Origin of the sequence: Bradyrhizobium sp. 215_C5_N1_1 (assembly GCF_052075935.1) — a bacterium.
Lineage (GTDB): Bacteria > Pseudomonadota > Alphaproteobacteria > Rhizobiales > Xanthobacteraceae > Bradyrhizobium > Bradyrhizobium barranii.
The window spans coordinates 2173623-2194169 of record NZ_CP197228.1; the positions used below are offsets into that span (position 1 = coordinate 2173623).

21 protein-coding genes are annotated in these 20547 nt (G+C 64.5%); 17 read left to right on the plus strand and 4 right to left on the minus strand.

What is annotated here, in order from left to right:
• The first annotated feature begins 2 nt into the window (after positions 1–2).
• The 5 genes from AB7G19_RS10205 (at position 3) to AB7G19_RS10225 (ending at position 4709) form a co-directional block, all read left to right on the plus strand.
• Entirely contained in the window at positions 3–698 is a 696-nt protein-coding gene (locus AB7G19_RS10205) for a class I SAM-dependent methyltransferase (protein WP_135214120.1), read from the plus strand.
• A 49-nt stretch (positions 699–747) separates the two neighbouring features.
• Positions 748–1623, plus strand: a complete 876-nt coding sequence (locus AB7G19_RS10210; protein WP_085399723.1) for an EamA family transporter — start codon at positions 748–750, stop codon at positions 1621–1623.
• Between the two features lie 7 nt (positions 1624–1630).
• Positions 1631–2233 carry a LysE family translocator gene (locus tag AB7G19_RS10215; RefSeq protein ID WP_085399752.1) on the plus strand — a complete coding sequence of 201 codons (603 nt, stop codon included), beginning with the start codon at positions 1631–1633 and terminating at the stop codon, positions 2231–2233.
• 132 nt (positions 2234–2365) lie between these two features.
• A complete protein-coding gene (gene ilvC / locus AB7G19_RS10220; RefSeq protein WP_071910530.1) occupies positions 2366–3385 on the plus strand; it encodes a ketol-acid reductoisomerase in 1020 nt (339 codons plus the stop codon).
• Positions 3386–3857: 472 nt separating this feature from the next.
• On the plus strand, positions 3858–4709 hold the full coding sequence (locus tag AB7G19_RS10225; RefSeq protein ID WP_085399722.1) for an SDR family oxidoreductase: 852 nt from the start codon (positions 3858–3860) through the stop codon (positions 4707–4709).
• A 7-nt stretch (positions 4710–4716) separates the two neighbouring features.
• Here AB7G19_RS10225 and AB7G19_RS10230 read toward each other — a convergent pair whose 3' ends face one another.
• Positions 4717–5337, minus strand: coding sequence for a hypothetical protein (locus tag AB7G19_RS10230; RefSeq protein WP_135214121.1), 621 nt, complete (start codon positions 5335–5337; stop codon positions 4717–4719).
• 106 nt (positions 5338–5443) lie between these two features.
• Between AB7G19_RS10230 and AB7G19_RS10235 the strand changes: the two genes are divergently transcribed.
• Complete coding sequence (locus tag AB7G19_RS10235) at positions 5444–6109, plus strand: TetR/AcrR family transcriptional regulator (protein ID WP_085399720.1); 666 nt, start codon at positions 5444–5446, stop codon at positions 6107–6109.
• A gap of 303 nt (positions 6110–6412) precedes the next feature.
• Positions 6413–8128 (plus strand): sulfatase-like hydrolase/transferase, encoded by a 1716-nt coding sequence (locus AB7G19_RS10240; RefSeq protein ID WP_071910536.1) that lies wholly within the window; start codon positions 6413–6415, stop codon positions 8126–8128.
• A gap of 128 nt (positions 8129–8256) precedes the next feature.
• Here the strand turns inward: AB7G19_RS10240 and AB7G19_RS10245 are convergent, their stop codons facing one another.
• Entirely contained in the window at positions 8257–9816 is a 1560-nt protein-coding gene (locus tag AB7G19_RS10245) for a glycine betaine ABC transporter substrate-binding protein (RefSeq protein ID WP_085399719.1), read from the minus strand.
• Positions 9813–10595, minus strand: a complete 783-nt coding sequence (locus tag AB7G19_RS10250) for an ATP-binding cassette domain-containing protein (protein ID WP_085399718.1) — start codon at positions 10593–10595, stop codon at positions 9813–9815. The genes AB7G19_RS10245 and AB7G19_RS10250 overlap by 4 nt, the downstream gene beginning before the upstream one ends.
• A gap of 287 nt (positions 10596–10882) precedes the next feature.
• Here AB7G19_RS10250 and AB7G19_RS10255 point away from each other — a divergent pair, with 287 nt between their 5' ends.
• The 6 genes from AB7G19_RS10255 (at position 10883) to AB7G19_RS10280 (ending at position 15933) form a co-directional block, all read left to right on the plus strand.
• Positions 10883–11701: an ABC transporter ATP-binding protein gene (locus AB7G19_RS10255; RefSeq protein WP_014493075.1), complete on the plus strand. Its 819-nt coding sequence runs from the start codon at positions 10883–10885 to the stop codon at positions 11699–11701.
• A complete protein-coding gene (locus AB7G19_RS10260; RefSeq protein WP_063981635.1) occupies positions 11701–12486 on the plus strand; it encodes an ABC transporter permease in 786 nt (261 codons plus the stop codon). The genes AB7G19_RS10255 and AB7G19_RS10260 overlap by 1 nt, the downstream gene beginning before the upstream one ends.
• A 102-nt stretch (positions 12487–12588) precedes the next feature.
• A complete protein-coding gene (locus AB7G19_RS10265) occupies positions 12589–13125 on the plus strand; it encodes a DUF305 domain-containing protein (protein WP_354112525.1) in 537 nt (178 codons plus the stop codon).
• A 9-nt stretch (positions 13126–13134) separates the two neighbouring features.
• The gene (locus AB7G19_RS10270) at positions 13135–14604 is read left to right on the plus strand and encodes a YncE family protein (protein ID WP_441267760.1); all 1470 of its coding nucleotides are present in this window, start codon (positions 13135–13137) and stop codon (positions 14602–14604) included.
• A 40-nt stretch (positions 14605–14644) separates the two neighbouring features.
• Positions 14645–15163, plus strand: coding sequence for a sigma-70 family RNA polymerase sigma factor (locus AB7G19_RS10275; protein ID WP_441267761.1), 519 nt, complete (start codon positions 14645–14647; stop codon positions 15161–15163).
• Positions 15160–15933, plus strand: a complete 774-nt coding sequence (locus tag AB7G19_RS10280; protein WP_441267762.1) for an anti-sigma factor family protein — start codon at positions 15160–15162, stop codon at positions 15931–15933. Before AB7G19_RS10275 ends, AB7G19_RS10280 begins: the two co-directional genes overlap by 4 nt.
• Before the next feature lie 73 nt (positions 15934–16006).
• On the opposite strand, the gene AB7G19_RS10285 is transcribed toward AB7G19_RS10280, so the two are convergent.
• Positions 16007–16456: a cupin domain-containing protein gene (locus tag AB7G19_RS10285; RefSeq protein WP_441267763.1), complete on the minus strand. Its 450-nt coding sequence runs from the start codon at positions 16454–16456 to the stop codon at positions 16007–16009.
• A gap of 139 nt (positions 16457–16595) precedes the next feature.
• Between AB7G19_RS10285 and AB7G19_RS10290 the strand changes: the two genes are divergently transcribed.
• From AB7G19_RS10290 to AB7G19_RS10305, 4 genes are all read left to right on the plus strand, one after another.
• Positions 16596–17621 (plus strand): ABC transporter substrate-binding protein, encoded by a 1026-nt coding sequence (locus AB7G19_RS10290; protein ID WP_071910550.1) that lies wholly within the window; start codon positions 16596–16598, stop codon positions 17619–17621.
• A 29-nt stretch (positions 17622–17650) separates the two neighbouring features.
• Positions 17651–18355: an NUDIX hydrolase gene (locus AB7G19_RS10295; RefSeq protein WP_441267764.1), complete on the plus strand. Its 705-nt coding sequence runs from the start codon at positions 17651–17653 to the stop codon at positions 18353–18355.
• 95 nt (positions 18356–18450) lie between these two features.
• Positions 18451–19761, plus strand: coding sequence for an ABC transporter substrate-binding protein (locus AB7G19_RS10300; RefSeq protein ID WP_441267765.1), 1311 nt, complete (start codon positions 18451–18453; stop codon positions 19759–19761).
• Positions 19762–19776: 15 nt separating this feature from the next.
• A complete protein-coding gene (locus tag AB7G19_RS10305) occupies positions 19777–20544 on the plus strand; it encodes an ABC transporter ATP-binding protein (protein WP_354122042.1) in 768 nt (255 codons plus the stop codon).
• The last annotated feature ends 3 nt before the right edge of the window (positions 20545–20547 follow it).

Genomic DNA, 20547 nt, shown 5'->3' on the forward strand with positions numbered 1-20547 from the left:
CCATGCTGGCGCGCGACTGGTACTATAACGAGCGCAACCGGATGGGAATCGAGCCCGCAGTGGCCTCGATCTACGACGCCCATGACGATGCCGATCTGCGGGCGCGCGCCGCGCTGAAAATGCTCGGGGTGCAGCGCGGCTGGCGCATCGCGGATATCGGCTGTGGCAACGGCGTGCTCGCGACCGAAGCGGCGCTGATGGGTGCCGAGGTGGACGCCATCGATATCTCGCCGGCGATGCTGGCGCTCGCCGAGATCTACGCCCGCGACCGTAAGGCGCCCGTGCGCACACAGTCCGCCGGCTTGCTCAGCTTCGCCTACCGCCCGGAATCCTACGATCTGATCGTCAGCGAGTTCACGCTGCACCATCTGCCGGATTTCTGGAAGGCGGTGGCGATGTCGCGGATCTACCGTGCATTGAAGCCGGGCGCGAGCTTCTATCTGCGCGACATCGTCTACGCCTCGATGCCCGACGCCATCGAGCGCGACGTCGAGCAATGGGCCGACTTCCATATCAAGAACCACGATTTTTCGCGCGAAAGCGTCGTCACGCACATGCGCGACGAATATTCCACCTTCGGCTGGGTGATGGAGCGGTTGCTGACCGATGTCGGCTTCACGCTGGTCTCGGTCGATTACCACGCGCCCATGCACGGTACTTATCTGCTGCGGAAACCGAAAGCCGGCGAGCAAGGCTAGAACAGAACAACAAACAGGGCTGCACGACAAAGCAGAACCGAGAACAACAATGAAGCCGGCCGATATCCTCATCGCCATTCTGGTGGCGGTCATCTGGGGGCTTGCCTTCGTGGCGAGCCGGATCGCGCTCGACGAACTTTCGCCGGAGCTGATGACGGCGATGCGCTTCACCATTGCCGCGGTGCCGTGCCTGTTCATTCCCAAGCCGAAGATCGCCTGGTCGCTGCTGATCGCGATCAGCTTTACGCTGTTCCTCGGCCAGTTCCTGAGCCAAGCCTATGGCATCGCGCACGGTGTGCCGGTGGGGCTCACCAGCGTCGTCGTGCAGAGCCAGGCGCTGTTCACCATCGGCTTTGCCGCGATCGCATTCGGCGAGCGGCCGACGCCGGTGCAGACCCTTGGCATCGTCGTCGCCGCAGTCGGCCTGCTCTTGATCTGCGGTACCGTCGGTTACGATTTCAGCGTTGGTGCCTTCGCGGTGCTGATGATCGCCCCGATTTGCTTTGCCGTCGGCAATCTCCTGCTGCGCGGCGCCCGTGGCGCGCCGATGTTCGACCTGTTCGCCTGGCTCTGCCTGACCGCCGCCGTGCCGCTGTTCGCGCTGGCGCTGGTCGTCAACGGGCCGGCGCCGACCTTCCAGTCGCTGATCCATATGTCGCCGACTGGCCTCGTCTGCCTGCTGGCGATCGGCGCCATCTCGACCAGCATCGCCTATTGGCTGTGGGGCCGGCTGCTGCGTGACTATCCCGCAGCGCAAGTGGTGCCGTTCGCGCTGCTGGTGCCGTTCGTCGGCTCGGCTGCTTCCAGCATCGTGTTTGGCGAGAAGTTCGGCCCGTTGCGGCTGGCCGGGATGCTGACGGTCATCGGCGGCATCGCGGTGATGGTGCTGGCGAGACGCCCGCAGCCGCTGCCGAAGACCGCGTGAGGTGAGCATGTCCCAGTCGCTGCTCTATGCCTTCATCATCTTCGCCCTCGTGATGTTCTTCACGCCGGGGCCGAACAACATCATGCTGCTGTCGTCGGGACTGACTTACGGGTTCCGCCGCACCATCCCGCATATCGCCGGCATCACGATCGGCTTCGCCTTCATGGTCGGCGCCGTCGGCCTCGGGCTCGGCACGGTGTTTCTGGCCTATCCGATCCTCCAGACCATCCTGAAATATGCCGGCGCCGCCTACTTGATTTACCTCGCCGCGGTGATCGCCTTCTCGGGGCCGGCCAAGCGGGGCGAGGAGGACGGCCGCGGCCCGATGACCTTCTGGGGCGCGGCGATGTTCCAGTGGATCAACGCCAAGGGCTGGGTGATTGTGATCGGCACCATCACCGCCTATGCCGCCATCGCCCAATTCCCCCTGAACATCGCGATCCAGACCCTGATCAGCCTGCTCGTCGGCACGGTCTCGACGGTGGTCTGGGCCCTGTTCGGCACTGCACTACGACCGGTACTGACCTCGGAGCGGCTGGTCCGCGCCTTCAATATCGTGATGGCGCTCCTGCTGCTCGCCTCCCTCTACCCCGTTTTCATGGATGCATGATGTCGCGGATTTCCATGCAGAAACGGGTTTCCCTAGGGGCTGAAAATGCTCTAGACAGCCCCCGAAATCCGCAAATTTCACCCTTCGGACACTGACCTTTGGCCGATTCTGGCCCTGAACGAGGAAACGACTATGCGTGTTTATTACGATCGCGACGCCGACCTGAACCTGATCAAGGGCAAGAAGGTCGCCATCGTCGGCTATGGCAGCCAGGGCCACGCCCATGCGCTCAACCTCAAGGACTCCGGCGTCAAGGACGTCGCCATTGCGCTGCGCAAGGACTCGGGCTCGGTCAAGAAGGCGGAAGCCGCCGGCTTCAAGGTGATGGAAGTCGCCGAAGCCGCCAAATGGGCCGACCTCGTCATGATGCTGACCCCGGACGAGCTCCAGGGCGACATTTATCGCGAGCACCTGCACGACAACATGAAGAAGGGCGCCGCCCTCGTGTTCGCGCACGGCCTCAACGTCCACTTCAACCTGCTCGACCCGCGCGCCGACCTCGACGTGCTCATGATCGCGCCGAAGGGCCCCGGCCACACCGTGCGTTCGGAATATCAGCGCGGCGGCGGCGTGCCCTGCCTGATCGCGATCGCCAAGGACGTCTCGGGCAACGCCCATGACCTCGGCCTCTCCTACGCCTCCGCCGTCGGCGGCGGTCGTGCCGGCATCATCGAGACCACCTTCAAGGAAGAGTGCGAGACCGACCTGTTCGGCGAGCAGGTCGTGCTCTGCGGCGGCCTGGTCGAGCTGATCAAGGCCGGCTACGAGACCCTGGTCGAAGCCGGTTACGCCCCGGAGATGGCCTATTTCGAGTGCCTGCACGAAGTGAAGCTGATCGTCGACCTGATCTATGAAGGCGGCATCGCCAACATGAACTACTCGATCTCCAACACCGCGGAGTACGGCGAGTACGTCACCGGTCCGCGCATCGTCACCGCGGAGACCAAGGCCGAGATGAAGCGCGTTCTCGCCGACATCCAGGGCGGCAAGTTCGCCCGCGACTGGATGCTTGAGAACAAGGTCAACCAGACCTCGTTCAAGGCGACCCGCGCCAAGCTCGCCGCGCATCCGATCGAGGAAGTCGGCGCGAAGCTCCGCGACATGATGCCTTGGATCAAGAAGGGCGCGCTGGTCGACAAGAGCAAGAACTGACGGCTGCGCCGTCATTCCGGGTTCGCGACCTCGTCGCGCCCCGGAATGACGAGCGAAACACAAGCTTCGCTCGCCAAACCAAATTTTAAACCTTCTCGACTACATCGGAGCGAGATCGCGAACGGCGGTCTCGCTCCTTTCATCTCGCGCGAAGCATTGCGGCTTCATTCAAATTCTTCGCGAGCTGACATGCCCTCTGAGCGCGAAGAACTGACGCTTAAACCACATTCTTGGTCTCGCGTCGTTTTCATAACTTCTCCAGAAGCTCGCGATCGCCAAAAGCCCAGCGTCTTCAAGATCGAGGATTCGGATCTTCATCTGCATCTTCAGGGCGCAATCAATCTCATGTCGCGAAGTTCGCGCGCCGCTTCATCTTAAGAATCGACACCCGCGACGTCCCTTTGAGCGTTGGTGGCATTGCGCTGACACATCCTTCTCTCCATGATCGCGGGAACTTGAGGGGGAGGGGTCTATGCGATCTGTCGTCGTCACCGGCGCGTCCACCGGCATCGGCTGGGCCATTGCGAAATTTCTGATCGGGCGCGGCTACCGCGTCTTCGGCAGCGTCCGCAAGCAGGCCGACGCCGACCGGCTCAGGGGTGAGTTCGGCGCGAACTTCACGCCGCTCCTGTTCGACGTTACCGACGAGGCCGCCGTGCTCGCCGCTGCGCGCCAGGTTCGCGAGGCGCTGGCTGGCGACACGCTGGCGGGGCTCGTCAACAATGCCGGCATTGCGGTCGCGGGGCCGGTCCTGGAATTGTCGGTCGACGATTTCCGCCGCCAGATGGACATCAACGTCATCGGCCCGGTCATCGCGACGCAAGCCTTTGGGCCGCTGCTCGGCGCGGACCCATCGCTGAAGGGGCCGAAGGGGCGGATCGTGATGATCAGCTCGGTCGCCGGCAAGAACGGCAATCCGCTGTCGGCGCCTTACTGCACCTCCAAGCACGCCATCGAAGGCCTGTCGGAGAGCCTGCGGCGTGAGCTGATGCTGTTCGGGATCGACGTCATCATCGTCGCCCCAGGCGCAGTGAAGACGCCGATCTGGAGCAAGGCCGAAGAGATCGATCTCTCCGTCTACCAGAACTCGCCCTATCTGCCGGCGCTGAACAAGGTCATGGCGTTCATGATGGACCTCGGTGCGAAGGGCCTGCCGGCCGAGCGGATCGCCGAAATCGTGTTCGAGGCGCTGACCGCCGCGAGCCCCAAGGTGCGCTACCAGATCACGCCGGATCCGTTGCGCCATCTGGTCGGCGCATTGCTGCCGAAACGGACGGTTGATCGCATCATCGCAAAGCGCCTGGGGTTCCTGCCGCAGGGCTGATCGACGTTCAGCTCGCTTCGGCCGTCCGTCGGCGGGGGTGGGCGGCCATCGCGATCAGCCGCAGCGCCATCACGGCGAACAACGGAATGAGGAAGGCGGCATGGAGCGGCATCGCCTGCACGCGCTTGCCGAACGACACCATGAACTGGAACCAGAGGTAATAGCCGCCCACGAGGTGCAGCACGCGCCAGGCCTGCGGTCCGAGCAGCGCGGCGGTGCGGTCGAACGAGGTCGCGCTCATGGCGATGATGAATGCATAGCCGATGCCGCCGAAGATGTAGGACGCGGCCGAAGTCGCCTCCACAAAGCCGGCCGGGTCCATTTTGGCGAAGGCAACGATCGCGCCTGCGTGGATGGCGTGGGAGGCCGCAAAGCTCAAGCCCAGATAGCGACGGTTGCGGCGCTGCCAGCGGGTCCAGGCGTTAGGCCACAGCCGTGCGAGCGCCGCAGCACTGAAGGCAAGGCAGAACAGCAGCAGCGAGCTTCGCGCCGTGAAACGGATCACCATCCGTACGCCCTCGACCTCGAACTGCCGCATCGACGCGATCCACAGGCTGAGCGCGATCAGGCTCAGGGTGAGCACGGCGAGCAGCCGCCAGCCCTCGAACCAGTTTTGGCGTTGTGACATGGCGGTCTCCTCCTTAATGTAAGCATCGATTACATTTCAGGCTGACGAAGTCGTCAACGGTGTAATCGATGCTTACATTCACGTTGAGGTGATGCTAGGAAGCGCCATGCCCGCCCGACAGCCGTCCAAGCCGCGCGCCCGCCGCCAAACGCCAGAAGCCCGGCCCTATCATCACGGTGACCTCCGCCGCGTGCTGATCGATGCTGCGTTGCAACTGGCGGCGGAGGGTGCCGAAGTCTCGGTGCGCGAGGCCGCACGCCGGGCCGCGGTTTCGCCGGGGGCGCCGTTCCGGCACTTCCCCAACCGCGACGCGCTGATGGCGGCGGTGGCCGGGGAGGCGCAGCGGCGCTTTCGCGCCGAGATCGAGGTGGCGCTGGACCAGGCGCCGGCCACCGACCCGCTCGGCCGCTTCCGCGCCTTCGGGCTCGCTTACCTGCGCTGGGCGATGCGCAACCCCGCGCATTTCGAGATCATCTCGACGGGGCGCTACTTCGCTCATGGCAGTTCCGCGGAGCTGACACGCGACAATGCCGAGCTGATCGCCCTGACCGAACGGATGCTGGCAGACGCGGCGGAGCAGGGTCTGCTGCGGTCGGTCGATCTCAAGCGCATCCAGATCGCCGGCCGCGCCCTGGTCTACGGCTTTGCCCGGATGAATCTTGACGGCCACTTTCCGCGCTGGGGGGTGGAGGAGGGCGAGACCGAGCGGATGGCGGAAGGGGTGATCGACCTGTTTATCGCGGGGATCGCGAAGCCGGGCCGCGGCTCCTGAACTGACTGACCCTCATGGCGAGGAGGCGCGTAGCGCCGTCTCGAACCATGCAGGCCCACTCGGGCCTCGCCCTTCGAGACGCCTGCTTCGCAGGCTCCTCGGGGTGAGGGGATGGAGTTGGCCGTGCGGCTGTTCGCCGCCTGCTAACATTAAGCGAAGGTCGGACCGCGACACGCGTTGCTTGTCCGTGACCATTCAATTACAGTTTTATGACACGGTGCAGGCTTCCGGCTGCGCCGAACGCCGCAGGCCGGCCCGACGGCTGGGTATTCATCGCGCCGGACCAGAAGTTGCGTGCCGTCGATGGCGTCCGCGCCGAATCCAGGTCCTTCTGCCACCACCGCCGTGCTGGCGAGCGTTGCCGCGCTCGGCATCTGGCGCCTGCTTGCGGTTGCCGCGCCGCATCTTGCCGCCCTCGCGCTCATGTACGAGACCGAGACCGATTTCGGTTCGCGGCTTTCGTTCGTGCTCGCTTGGGGCATCCTCAATTTCTTCTGGATCACGCTCTTGCGGCGGCCGGCACTGTCGGGTGCGCTGTCGCTGACCATGGTCGTCGTGCTGGTGCTGCTGTCGCGTCTCAAGCACGACGTCGTGCAGATGACGGTCAACTTCATCGACCTGATGATGATCGACCGCGACACCGTGGCGTTCCTGTTCACGATATTCCCGAACCTGCGCTGGTCGGTGATCGGGGCCGGCCTCGTCACGCTGCCGCTGATGTATGCGCTGTGGTGGCTCGATCCGTTTCGCATCCGCCGCCTGCCGGCGTTCGCGTCCACGCTCGCCTGTCTTGCCGCACTGGTCGGCTATTCGCTCTATCATCCGGACGAGGCCTGGCGCGGCTATTACGATGACGGCTATCTCTCGAAATTCTTCCGCTCCGGCGTCAGCGCGGTCTCCGACTTCGCGCAATACGGCTTCATGGAGTCGGCCGCCTCGACCAACGAGCGGCTCAACATGCCGCTGGTGGATGCCTGCCACCCCGCGGGCCGCCGGCCGAACATCATCATGGTCCATGATGAATCGAGCTTCGACATTCGCGCTGCCCAGGGCATCAAGGTGCCGCCGCGCTATGGCGATCATTTCAAATCCTTTGACGGCAAGCAGCGCACGTTCCTGGCCGAGAGCAATGGCGGGCCGAGCTGGTTCACCGAATACAACGTGCTCGCTGGCCTCTCCTCGCGCTCGTTCGGCCGCTTCGCCTATTTCGTGACGCGCATCGCCTCAAACCGCGTCGAGCGCGGCCTGCCGCTGGCGCTGCGCCGCTGCGGCTATGACACGCTATCGCTCTATCCCGCCTATGGCGGCTTCATGGGCGCGCGCAGCTTTCAGGTGACGACCGGCGTCGAACGCTTCCTCGACTCGAAGGATCTCGGCGCCAAGGACGTCGAGCCGGACTCCTTTTTCTACGACAAGGCGCTCCAGCTGATGGGCCAGCAGCCGCCGAACAAGCCGCTGTTCACTTTCATCTATCTCGGCGCCAATCATTTCCCCTGGGAGACGCGCTTCCGCCCCGATCTGCTGCCGAACTGGCGCGCGCCGGGCAATAATGTGGCGTCCATCGACGAATATCTGCGCCGGCAGGCGATGAGCGCCGAGCAGTACAGAGCGTTTGTCGCGGGCCTGAAGAAGAATTTTCCCGGCGAGCCCTTCCTGATCGTGCGCTACGGCGATCATCAGCCCGAGTTTGCACCGAACCTCCTCGAGCCCGGGCTCGACGAGGGCGCCCTCGGCAAGAAGCTCGACGCTTACGATCCGCGTCTCTACGCGACCTATTACGCGATCGACGCCATCAATTTCGAGCCGGTGAAGAGCGAGGCCGTGATGGACACGGTCGACGGCCCCTATCTCCCGCTGGTGATCCAGGAAGCCGCCGGCATTCCGCTCGATCCCTCCTTTGCCGAGCAGAAGCAGATCATGCTCCGCTGCAAAGGCATCTTCTACGGCTGCAAGGACGGCGCCGAGGCGCGGCGGCTCAACCGGCTGCTGATCAATGCCGGGATCATCCGGGGGCTGTAGCGCTGATCGCTACGCAGACCCAGATCGTAGGGTGGGCAAAGCGAAGCGTGCCCACCATCCCGTTGCTCGTGTTGAGAGACGGTGGGCACGGCGCTTACGCGCCTTTGCCCACCCTACGAAATCCGGGCCTACCGCTTGCCCACCTTCTCCCAAAGCCACTTCGCCACCGCATCCGGCGATGAATTCGCGTCGTTGCCGCTGGCGCGTAAATTGGCCTCGCGCATTGTGGCGATGTCGATCTTGCCGAGCAGCGGCCCGAGCGCGGCCCGTAGTCGCTCATCGCCGGCCCGCTTCGGCGCCAGCAGCAGGACCGCGTCGTAGGGCGGGATCGCGTGCCTGGGATCGTCGAGCACGACGAGATCGTACTTTGCAATCAGTCCGTCGCTGGTGTAGCCGGCGATCACGTCGACCTCGCCGCTGGCGACGGCCGCATACATGAAATCCGGCTGCATCTGGCGCTGGGCGCGGAACGAGAGGCCATAGGATTTTTGCAGCGCCGCCCATTCGGGGCGCGAGAAGAACTCGTAGTCGCCGGCGATGGACAGCGCCGGTGCATGCGCGGCGAGATCGGCGATGGTGCGGATGCCGAGCGCCTCGGCGCGCTTCTTCGGCATCACCAGCGCATAGGCGTTCTCGAAGCCGAGCTCGCCGAGCAGGGTGATATGGTCCTTTGCGAGCGCTGTCTTGAGCTCCGCCAACAACTCCGCGCGCGGCTTGATGTCCGTGCGGTGCAGCTGGTTGGCCCACAGCGTGCCGGAATAATCGACATAGAGATCAATGTCGCCGGCCTTGAGCGCCTCGAAGATCACGCTGGAGCCGAGACCCGACCGCGCGGTCGCGGGGAGACCGGCGGCCTGGAGGCGATCCCTCAGCAGGGCCGACAGCACATATTGCTCGGCGAACGTCTTGGCGCCGACGACATAGCTCTGCGACGAGCGTCCCATCGTCGGCACCAGCGTTGCGAGGACCAGCGCCGCGATCCCGATGCCGCCGAGCGCGGCAGGCAGGCGGCTGCGGTGGCGCAAGCCGCTCTCGATCAGGCCGAGCAGCTGATCGACGGCGAGCGCGAGCAGGGCCGAGGCAAAGCAGCCGAACAGCACGAACACCCAGTTCTGGGTCTGAAGCCCGGCAAAAATATAATTGCCGAGGCTGGTCTGCCCGATCGGCGTTGACAGGGTCGCGGTGCCGATCACCCACACCGCCGCGGTGCGGATGCCGGCCATCATCACCGGCAGCGCCAGCGGCAGCTCGACCATGATGAGCGACTGCCGCGCGGTCATGCCGACGCCTTTGGCGGCTTCGATCAGCGCGGGATCGATGCCGTTGAGGCCCGTGATGCCGTTGCGCAGCACCGGCAGCATCGAATAGAGCGCAAGCGCCAGCATCGCCGGCAGGAAGCCGAAAGCCGAGAAGGAGATTCCGAACCAGGCGAGTGTCACGGACGCGACCAGCAGCAGCAGCGGATAGAACAGCGCGAGCAGCGCCAAGCCGGGCACCGTCTGCACGATGCTTGCGAGCGCGAGCAGGATAGCGCGCGGCGCCGGGCGGTTGCGGGTCAGGATCGCCAGCGGCAGGCTGACGGCAAGGCCAAGCGCGAGCGCGGCGAGGCTGACCCGAACATGGTTGCCGAGATAGTCGGGCAGATGCGACAGCGCCTCGCCCCAGCGCGGATCGGCGAACAGGCTCATGCCGCACCGCTTTGTGGCAGCAGCGCGTTCAGCCGCTCGACCTGGCGCCGCGGCGTGCGCAGCAGCTCCAGCACATAGGCGTCGCCGCTCGTCGAGAGCTCCGCGGGCGTGCCCTGCGCCAGCAGCTCTCCGCTGCGCATCACCGCGATGCGGTCGGCGAGCAGGATCGCCTCCGTCATGTCGTGGGTGATCATGACCGTGGTCAGGCCGAGCTTGCGGTGCAGTTCGCGAAAATCCTCGCCGAGCGCATCGCGGGTGAGGGGATCGAGCGCGCCGAACGGCTCGTCCATCAGCACGATGCGGGGCCGTGCCGCGAGCGCCCGCGCCACCCCGACGCGCTGGCGCTGGCCGCCGGAGAGCGCCTCGGGCAGGCGATCGCGATGCGCGCGACGGTCGAGTTGCACGAGCTCGAGCAGCTCGTCGACCCGCGCGGTGATGTCCGCTGCCGGTGCGCCCAGCAGCCTTGGCGTGATCCCGATATTGTCGGCGACGCTCAGGTGCGGAAACAGCCCGCCGCTCTGGAAGACGTAGCCGATCCGGCGCCGCAGCGCGACCGGATCGACGGCTTGCACATCCTCGCCCTCGACCGTGATCGTGCCGGCATCGGCCTCGATCAGCCGGTTGGCGAGCCGCAGCAGCGTGGTCTTGCCGGAGCCGGAGCCGCCGACGATGGCCAGAAATTCGCCCTCGGCGATGTCGAGCGACACATCGTCGACGGCCGTGAGTGAGCCGAAGTTCTTGCTGACGCGGGAATAGCCAATCATCGGCCTGGAAGGCATTGGGCGGGGCTCACTCTCTTACCCTCCCCTGGAGGGGGGAGGGTCGCTTCGCATGTAGCGGCGCGGAGTGCGAAGCGGGGTGGGGTGACCTCTCCACGCGGGGACTGCCTCAAAGGAGAGACTGTCACCCCACCCCGTCTCACATTTCGCTGCGCTCATGCGAGCCGACCCTCCCCCTCCAGGGGAGGGTAAGAGCACGGCAGGACCCATGCGTAGCACGCTTGGCGGCTCGATTGAACTTGGCCGCGCGAGCGGCTAAGGCATCGGGCCAAGTTCGGAGGGAATACATGACGACGCCCACGGCAGTGGCGCTGGAAGACGCCAAAGTCGCGTTCCGGCTGGGGGACGACCGGGTCTATACGGCGGTGGAGAAGGCCCATCTTTCGGTCGCGCAGGGCGAGTTCGTCGCCATCGTCGGGCCGACCGGCTGCGGGAAATCGACCCTGCTCAACGTCGCGGCCGGCCTGCTCAAGCCCGCCGCCGGCAGCATCAAGATTTTCGACCGGCCGCTCGCGGGGCTGAACCGGGACGCCGGCTACCTGTTCCAGGCCGATGCGCTGTTCCCCTGGAAGACCGCGCTCGACAATGTTGCGATCGGGCTCGAGATCGCGGGCACGCCCCGCGCCGAGGCGCTGCAACGCGCGCAAAAATGGCTGACTTCCGTCGGCCTCGGCGCCTTCGCCAACCGTTATCCGCACATGCTCTCGGGCGGCCAGCGCAAGCGCGTGGCGCTGGCACAGGTGCTGATCCGCGACCCAAAGATACTCCTGATGGACGAGCCGTTCGGGCCGCTCGATGCGCAGACCCGCCAGGTGATGGGCAATCTGCTGCTCGACCTCTGGAATGCCGACCGCAAGGCCGTGCTGTTCGTGACCCATGATCTCGAAGAGGCGATCGCGCTCGCCGACCGCGTCGTGATCATGTCGGCGGGGCCGTCCTCGCGCATCATCGGCGACTGGCGCGTGAGCTTGCCGCGCCCGCGCGATATTTTCGAGGTGCGGCTGGATAAGGAGTTCCATGCGCTCCACCGCGAGATCTGGAGCGTGCTCAAGGACGAGGTGATGAAGGGCTACGCGCAATCGACCCAAGCGGCGGAGGCGATCTGATGTCGCGCGTGACGCTGCTTGCGCTGCAGGTCCTGGTCGCGGTCGTCTGCCTCGCACTGTGGCAGCTCTTTGCGACCGTGCCGGTGTTCGGAAAAATCCTGTTGCCGCCGTTCTTCTTCTCCAACCCGGTCGACGTGTTCAGCCAGATCGTCAAATGGTTCTCGTCCGGCGTGATTTGGAAGCATCTCGGCATCACGTTGACGGAATCGATTCTGGCGTTCGTGATCGGATCGCTCGGCGGCGTGCTGGTCGGCTTCTGGTTCGCGCGCCAGCCGCTGGTTGCCGCAGTGTTCGACCCTTACGTCAAGATGGTCAACGCGCTGCCCCGCGTCGTGCTTGCGCCGATCTTCGCGCTGTGGCTGGGCCTCGGCATCTGGTCCAAGGTCGCGCTCGGCGTGACGCTGGTGTTCTTCATCGTGTTCTTCAACGTCTATCAGGGCGTCAAGGAAGTCAGCCGCACCGTGCTCGACAATGGCCGCATGCTCGGCATGAGCGAGCGGCAATTGATGCAGCACGTCTATTGGCCGTCGGCGCTGTCGTGGATGTTCTCCTCGCTGCACACCTCGGTCGGCTTCGCCGTGGTCGGTGCGGTCGTCGGCGAATATCTGGGATCGGCGGCAGGGCTCGGCTATCTGATCCAGCAGGCCGAAGGCATCTTCGACGTCGCGGGCGTGTTCGCCGGCATGTTCGTGTTGTCGGCCTTCGTCATCCTGATCGACTTCGGGGTGACGCTGGTTGAGCGCAGGCTGCTGGTCTGGCGCCCGACCGTGGACGGGCGGGGGTAGTCCGCCTCGTTTGGCTGCTGACGTTTATGTGATTGACCGCCCGGAATAGAACGCGCGGCCATACGTCATACCCCCATGCAACCACCTGCATGGGAGTTCAGGATGCCCCCCTCACAGTTTCGCCGCGCCGTAGCGGCTCTTGCAAGCAGATACCGATGGCCCAGGCCCGGCCTCGGCACGGCGTTCCTTGCCGCGCCAATTCTGGTCGCGTCCGTACTCCCGCTGCTCGTGTTCGCGCATGAAGCCCATCCGGCCGCCCCACCGGCCGCGGTGAGCGCGGAGGAGCGTGCGTTTTTGGAAGAAAACGAAGCGGCGATGACCAAGATGATGAACGACATGGCGGCCAAGCCGACCGGCGACATCGATCGCGACTTCGTCGCGATGATGAACCCGCATCATCAGGGCGCGATCGACATGGCGGTGATCGAGTTGCGTTACGGCAAGAACGAGCAGCTGCGGCGCATCGCCCAGGAAATCATCGTCGACCAGATGCAGGAGATCGCGGCCATGAAGCTCGCGATCGGCGAACCGGCGACTGACACCACGCCCGCCCCGACCCAACCGCCCTCAGCTCCCAACACAATTGTTCATCATCATCCGGGCATGCAGATGGATATGTCCACGGGAATGAAGAAGTAGGAGCCGCAGATGACCACGTCACGAAGCATGATGATGAAGAGCATTTTCCTGGCGGCCACGATGCTTGCGACCGGTTCGGTCGCGTGGGCAGGGCAGGCACCGGGCGCGTTGTCCGCTCCCGATATTCCGGTGAGCCACCACGACCGCGTCTACGCCGCAGAGCAGTTCTCGAATACGGTCTCGGTCACCGATCCCGTCGACAACAAGCTGCTTGGCGTGATCCGGCTGGGCGACCCGCAGCCCGGCAATTTCAGCCCGCTCTACAAGGGCCAGGTGCTCGTACATGGCATGGGCTTCTCGCCCGATCACAAGACGCTCGCCGTGGTATCGATCGGCTCGAATTCGGTGAGCTTCATCGACACCGCGACCAACGCGGTCAAGCATATCACTTACGTCGGACGATCGCCGCACGAGGCGTTCTTCACGCCGGACGGCAAGGAAGTGTGGGTCACCGTTCGCGGCGAGAACTACATCTCCGTCATCGATCCGATCAGCTTCAAGGAGAAGACCCGCATCACGACCCCGAACGGGCCGGGCATGCAGATTTTCTCACCCGACGGCAAATACGGCTACATCTGCTCGTCGTTCAATCCCGAGACCGACGTCGTCGCGGTGGCCGAGCACAAGATCGTCGCCACGGTGAAGCAGGAGAGCCCATTCTGCCCGAACATCGCGGCGACGCCGGATGGAAACCAGGTGTGGTTCACGCTGAAGGACGTCGGCCGGACACAGGTGTTCAACGCCAAGCCACCGTTCAACGCGATCAAGACGATCGATACCGGGCCGATCACCAACCACGTCAATTTCGCGCACACTGCCAAGGGCACGTTCGCCTACGTCACCATCGGTGGCCTGAACGAAGTAAAGGTGTTCCGCACCGACGATTTCTCGCAGGTCGCGACGATCCCGGTCGGCAATCTGCCGCACGGCGTCTGGCCGTCCGGCGATGGCACGCGCATCTATGTGGGGCTGGAGAACGCGGACGCACTCGCGGCCATCGACACGGCGACCAATAAGGTGGTCGGGAACGTTCCGATCGGCCAGGCGCCGCAGGCAATCGCGTATGTTCCAAATGCTGCGCCTAACCCTGATGACCGCCAGAATTTGCAGGCCCTCGGCGTTGCCGGCCAAGTCGCTCATCTGACGCTTGCGTCGAAGGACGGTGCGAAGGACGGCATGGCGCCGACCAGCGTGTCGCTGTTCGATCAGGGCCTGATTCAGATCTTGCAGGCTTCGGTGACGGGACTTCAGCCCAAGCAGAAATATGTGCTTGCCCTGGCGGAGCATGGCGACGGCAGTGGCCCGTTGCAGCCGTTGGCGGCGTTCATGACCAATCCGGCCGGATCCGCTATCGTCAATGTGGCCGGCCCGATCCGGCAGATCGTCGACCAGTCGGCCGCGACTGCAAAGCGCTATCTGGTGATTGCGGCCGGCGATGCTGCGACGCCCGGCGAGGCGGTCCAGATCGAGGCGCAATGACATCTCGCCTGACGGCAAGGGAGAGCAGGCGGAGCGCTTCATGAAGGACATGCTGGTTCAGGTCGAGCCACTGATCCCCGCGCTCCGCCGTTATGCGCGCGCCCTCGTGCGCGACCGCTCCGCGGCCGACGATCTGGTCCAGGATTGCCTGGAGCGCGCCGTCAGCCGCTGGCATCAGCGGCGCGACGGCAGCGTGCGTGCCTGGCTGTTCACCATCCTCCACAATCTGGCGGTCAGCCAATTCCGCCAGGCCAAGGCGCGAGGCAGGCATATGCCGATCGACGATGCAGGCGAGCAGGAACTCGTCAGTGCGGCAGCCCAGGAGCAAAGGTTGATCTATCAGGATGTCCTGAGCAAGCTGGCAAAACTCCCGGATGAGCAGCGGGCCGTGTTATTGCTTGTTGCGGTCGAGGATCTTTCCTATGCGGACGCTGCGGCAGTGCTCAACGTCCCGATTGGTACGGTCATGTCACGACTATCGCGCGCGCGGGAGAGGCTGCAGCAGGAGATGGACGGCGTTACGCCCAAAAATGTCGTGGCCTTGCGGAGCTTGAAATGAACCAGCGGCCGGTCACCGAAGATGACCTCCACGCCTATGTGGACCAGGCGCTCGAGCCCGAGCGTCGCGCGGAGATCGCATCCTATCTGGACAATCATCCTGATGTCGCCGCGCGCGTCGCGGCCTTCGCCGCCCAGCGCGAGCAGTTGCGCGGCGCACTGGCGTCAATCGCCGATGAGCCGCTGCCGGCAGAGTTGAACTTGTCGCACATCATCGAGGGCCGGAAGCGTCGTCCGCTACGGGTGTGGGGTGCGATCGCTGCGGTGTTGCTTCTCGGCATCGGCGGTCTCGGCGGGTGGACCATGCGCAGCGTCTTGCAGGAAGGCTCGAACGGACTGTCCTCGTTGGCGCAAGAGGCCGCCTACTCCTATAACGTCTTTGCACCGGACCGCGTGCGGCCGGTCGAGATAAGGGCGTCCGACAGCGCCGAGCTCACGCAATGGGTCTCCAGGCGGCTGAAGCAGCCGGTCAAGGTGCCGGACCTCTCTGTCTCAGGCTACAGGCTGATGGGCGGTCGTCTGGTTGCGACGTCGCATGGTCCGGCCGCGATGTTCATGTATGATGATGATCGCGGTGACCGCCTCGTCCTGCTGACGCGCCCGATGAGCAACCGCAATCTGGATACGCCGATGATGCCGCAATCGACCGGCGATGTCGCGGGCTTCGTGTGGGCGGATGGCGGCATGGGTTACACGCTCGTCGGCCAGCTTCCGGGAGACACCCTCAAGCCGATCGCGAACGAGATCCGGAAGCAGACGCGCCCGATCTAGCGCCGGGATTCACGGAACGGGCCCGCACGGCAGTGCGAGCCCGAACGTTCAACCGGCCCGAGTTGCGGGGAGCCTAGTCCAGCAGCTTGGTGTCATCGGGCGCCTGCGGCGGCGTCTTGATCGCGATGGCCTTGACCTGACCGCTGATCGGCTTGGTGCCGCCGTGCGGCGTGCCCTTCGGGATGATGACGAGGTCGCCGGGTTTCACCGTCACCTCCTTGTCGCCGAGCCAGATCGTCCCGGTCCCGTCCAGGATGTACTGGATCTCGTTGGTGTTGGGATGCATGTGCTTGGGCACATTGCCGACCTGGATCGAGATGGTGGCGCCGTCGGCGCTGGCGAACATCTTGGAACGGTAGCCGACATTGTTGGCGGGGCCGAGTGCGTCGCCTTCCATCTCGCCGGTGTGGATGATCTGCGCAGTGACGTTCTCGGCAGCCAGCGCCGGCCGGAGCAGTTGGTTGGCGCCGCATCCGGTGGCAAAGGCGGCGGCGATCGACAGGCCGATTGCAAGGCGATTCATGGATGATCCTCCCCATCAAGAATTGTTCTTGTGGACCCATGCTATTGTGCCGAAAGGCTGATGGCGAGTCGCACTTTGGCAGTGCTTCTCAAGCCAGTCCCGCTGCTCTATGGTGCCGCCGGCCGAATGGAGGAAACCAATGAAGAACACGATTGCCAGGCTCGCCGGCGCGCTGCTCGCGCTGACGCTCACCACCGGTCTTGCCGCGGCGCAAAGCAAGGTGACCATCGCGATCGGCGGCGGCGCCTGCCTGTGCTATCTGCCGACGGTGCTGGCAAAGCAGCTCGGCGAATACGAGAAGGCGGGCCTCAATGTCGAGCTCGTGGACCTCAAGGGCGGCTCGGACGCGCTCAAGGCCGTGCTCGGTGGCAGCGCCGACGTCGTCTCCGGCTATTTCGACCATTGCGTCAATCTCGCCGCCAAGAAGCAGGAGCTTCAAGCCTTCGTGGTCTATGACCGCTATCCCGGCCTCGTGCTGGTGGTCTCGCCGTCGCACACGAACGAAATCAAGTCGATCAAGGATCTCGCCGGCAAGAAGGTCGGCGTCAGCGCACCGGGCTCCTCGACCGACTTCTTCCTCAAATATTTGCTCAAGAAGAACGGGCTCGATCCCGCCGGCACCGCCGTGATCGGCGTCGGCCTCGGCGCCACCGCCGTGGCCGCGATGGAGCAGGGGCAGATTGACGCCGCCGTGATGCTCGATCCCTCCGTCACCGTGCTCCAGGGCAGCCACAAGGATCTGCGCATCCTCAGCGACACCCGGACCCAGAAGGACACGCTCGAGACGTTCGGCGGCGAATATCCGGGCGGCGCGCTGTACTCGACCGTGGCCTGGATCAACGGCCACGAGAAGGAAACGCAGGCGCTCACCAACGCAATGCTGGCCACGATCGGCTGGATCCATTCGCATTCGCCGGAGGAGATCATGGCGAAGATGCCGGACGAGATGGTCGGCAAGAACAAGGAGCTTTATCTCGCCGCGCTGAAGAACACGATCCCGATGTTCTCCGAAACCGGCAAGATGGACCCGAAGGGCGCGGATGCGGTGCTCGCGGTGTTCAGCGTCGGCTCGCCCGAGGTCGCCGCCGCCAAGATCGACGTCAGCAAGACCTTTACCAACAAATACGTCGATCAGGCCAAGAAGACCACGGGGAATGCCAAATAACTGACGCGAAGGCATTGTAATCAGGTGTCATGACGTCATTGGTCATTCATCGCGTCACGACGCTTGATCTTGCCGTGCGGCCAATCGCCTGGCCGTTCGCCGAAGAGCGCCGCGCCGAGATTGCGGCGCATTTCGCCGAGAAGCTGCGCGAGCGGCCGAAGATGTGGAACGGCCGCGTCCTGCTCGGGCGCGATGCCGTGTTCACGGACGGCCATCTCGCCGCGACCTATTTCGAGACGGATTTCGCGAGCTTCCTTGCCTGGCGCGACTGGGGCTTTCCCGACAAGGCCGTGTTCAACGGTTTTGGCATGGGCGCGCTGCGCGCCTCCGACGGCGCCTTCATCATGGGCGAGATGGCGCAGCACACCGCCAATGCGGGCCGCATCTATTTCCCCTCGGGCACGCCCGATCTGGACGACGTCAGTGACGGCGCGCTCGACATTCCCGGCAGTGTCATCCGCGAACTCGGGGAAGAGACCGGCTTGACCGCGGCCGACTACCGGACCCAGTCGGACTGGCACTGTGTCGTCACTGGTCCGTCGATTGCAATGATTCAAATTATCAACCTGGACATGCCGGGTGACGTGGCCCGGGCCCGGATCGAGGCCAACCTCGCCCGCGAAGCCGATCCGGAGCTGTCGGCCATTCATCTCGTGCGCGGGATGAGTGATCTCACGCCGACCATGCCGCGATTTGTCACGGCCTTTATCGAGCAGCAGTTCGCGTCGCGCTGAAGCGCGAGGCTTGACATCGCTGCGCCCAGCCCATGTGATGGGCCAAAAAGCAAAAGCAACAAGAATGCGATGCACAATCGTCCAGGGAGGTTTTGATGCGCCTGCGCATGGCTGCCCGCTTGGTACGTGGGCTGTTGGTCGCGATATCAGCGACGGGCTTGATGGCTTCGGCTCAGGCTCAAGAGAAGAAGATCAAGATCGGCGTTGTTTTCGACCTGACCGGGCCTCTCGCGGGCGGTGGATCTGAGCTCGGCTATATCGGCGCAAAGATTATTCTCGACCACTTCGCCAAGACCGGCGTCGAGGGCTACAAGATCGAGGCGGTCTATGCCGACGCGCAGAGCAAACCCGACATCGCCATCAACGAATCCGTCCGCCTGCTCGAGCAGGAGAAGGTGGACATGGTGCTCGGCTTCTTCTCCTCGGCGCAATGCGTGCCGGTGGCCGCCCGCGTCGAGCAGCTCAAGAAGTTCATGTGGATGACGACCTGCATCTCGTCGGCCGTGTTCAACGACAAGGGCTACAAATACGTGTTCCGCCCGCAGGCGAGCGGCGACCAGTTCGGCATGATGACGATGGATTTCATCGCGCAGAATGCCAAGGCGAAGTTCGACAAGGAGCCGAAGGACCTGCGCGTCGCCATCATCCACGAGGATGGCGCCTATGGCGTCGACGTCTCCAGGGGCAATGAGGCCGGCGCGAAGAAGGCGGGCTTCAACGTCGTGATGAAGGAAGGCTATTCGGCGACGGCGCCCGATCTCTCCGCGCTGGTGACCAAGCTGAAGCGTGCCAAGCCCGATGTCATTTTCCACACCGGCTACAACCCTGACATCACGCTGCTGCTGCGCCAGGCTCGCGAGCAGGGGCTGAAGTTCGGCGCGCTGATGGGCCATGGTGCCGGCTACGGCGTCTACGAGAAGCTGAAAGAGGGGATGGGGGCTGACGCCACCTACATCTTCAACACCGACCCGATTTCGATCTGGCTCGCCAACCAAAAGACCATGGATCCGAAGCTCCCGCCCGTCATCAAGATGGTCGGCGAGGAGTTCGACAAGATCAGGCCCGGCGTTGCCATCCGCTCGGCGCATGTCGGCATCGGCGCGTCCAACACTTACGTATTCATGAGTGATGTGCTGCCGCGCGCGATCAAGAAGTATGGCGGCGTCGATCCCGACGCGCTGCGCAAGGCTGCGCTCGACACCGACATCCCCGAAGGCGGCACGATGCTCGGCTTCGGCGTCAAGTTCTACGGCGAGGACACGCCGATGGCCGGGCAGAACGAGCGCTCGTTCCCGGTCGTGATCCAGTACATCGACGACAAATCCTCTGTGGTGTGGCCCAAGAGCCAGGCGCAGCGCGAGGCTGTGCTGCCGCTGCCGAAGGGCACCACCTACAGCAACCAGTAGCGGCGGAGCAGGGCGGTGCTGGAAGTCAGCGGGCTGGTGAAGCGGTTTGGTGGCTTCACCGCCGTCAACAACGTGTCGTTTCGGGTCGATCAGGGCGAGATCCTCGGCCTGATCGGCCCCAACGGCTCGGGCAAGAGCACGATCTTCAACATGCTCTCCGGCACGCTGGCGCCGACATCCGGCTCGATCCTGTTCGGCGGCGTCGAGATCGCGGGCCTTGCGCCGCACCGGATCATCAACAGCGGCATCGGCCGCACCTTCCAGATTCCGCGGCCGTTCCGACGCCTGACAATCTTCGAGAATGTCGCACTGGCCGGCTTCTACGGCCAGGGCCGCCACAGTCGTGCCAGGGCGGAGGAGGCGGCCGAGCGGTCACTTGCGATGGTGGGCTTGCCGACCGATCGCCATGCCAGCGTCGATGGCCTGGGCGCAGCCGGCCTGAAGAAGCTCGAACTTGCGAAGGCGCTCGCCACCGCGCCAAAACTGCTGCTTGCCGACGAGAGCCTCGGCGGTCTCGACGAGACCGAGATGGACCAGGCGGCGGACATGCTGCGCAACATCCGCGACGAGCTCGGCATCACCATCATCTGGGTCGAGCACATCATGGGCGTGCTGATGCGCGTCGTCGACCGCGTGATGGTGCTCGATCACGGCGAGAAGATCTCGGAAGGCTTGCCGAGCGCGGTTGCCGGCGACCCGCGCGTCATCGAGGTCTATCTCGGCACCGATGCAGAGACCACGCAGGCCGCGGCGGCGGAAGCGCGCCGCCGCTCGGGAGGCTAGACG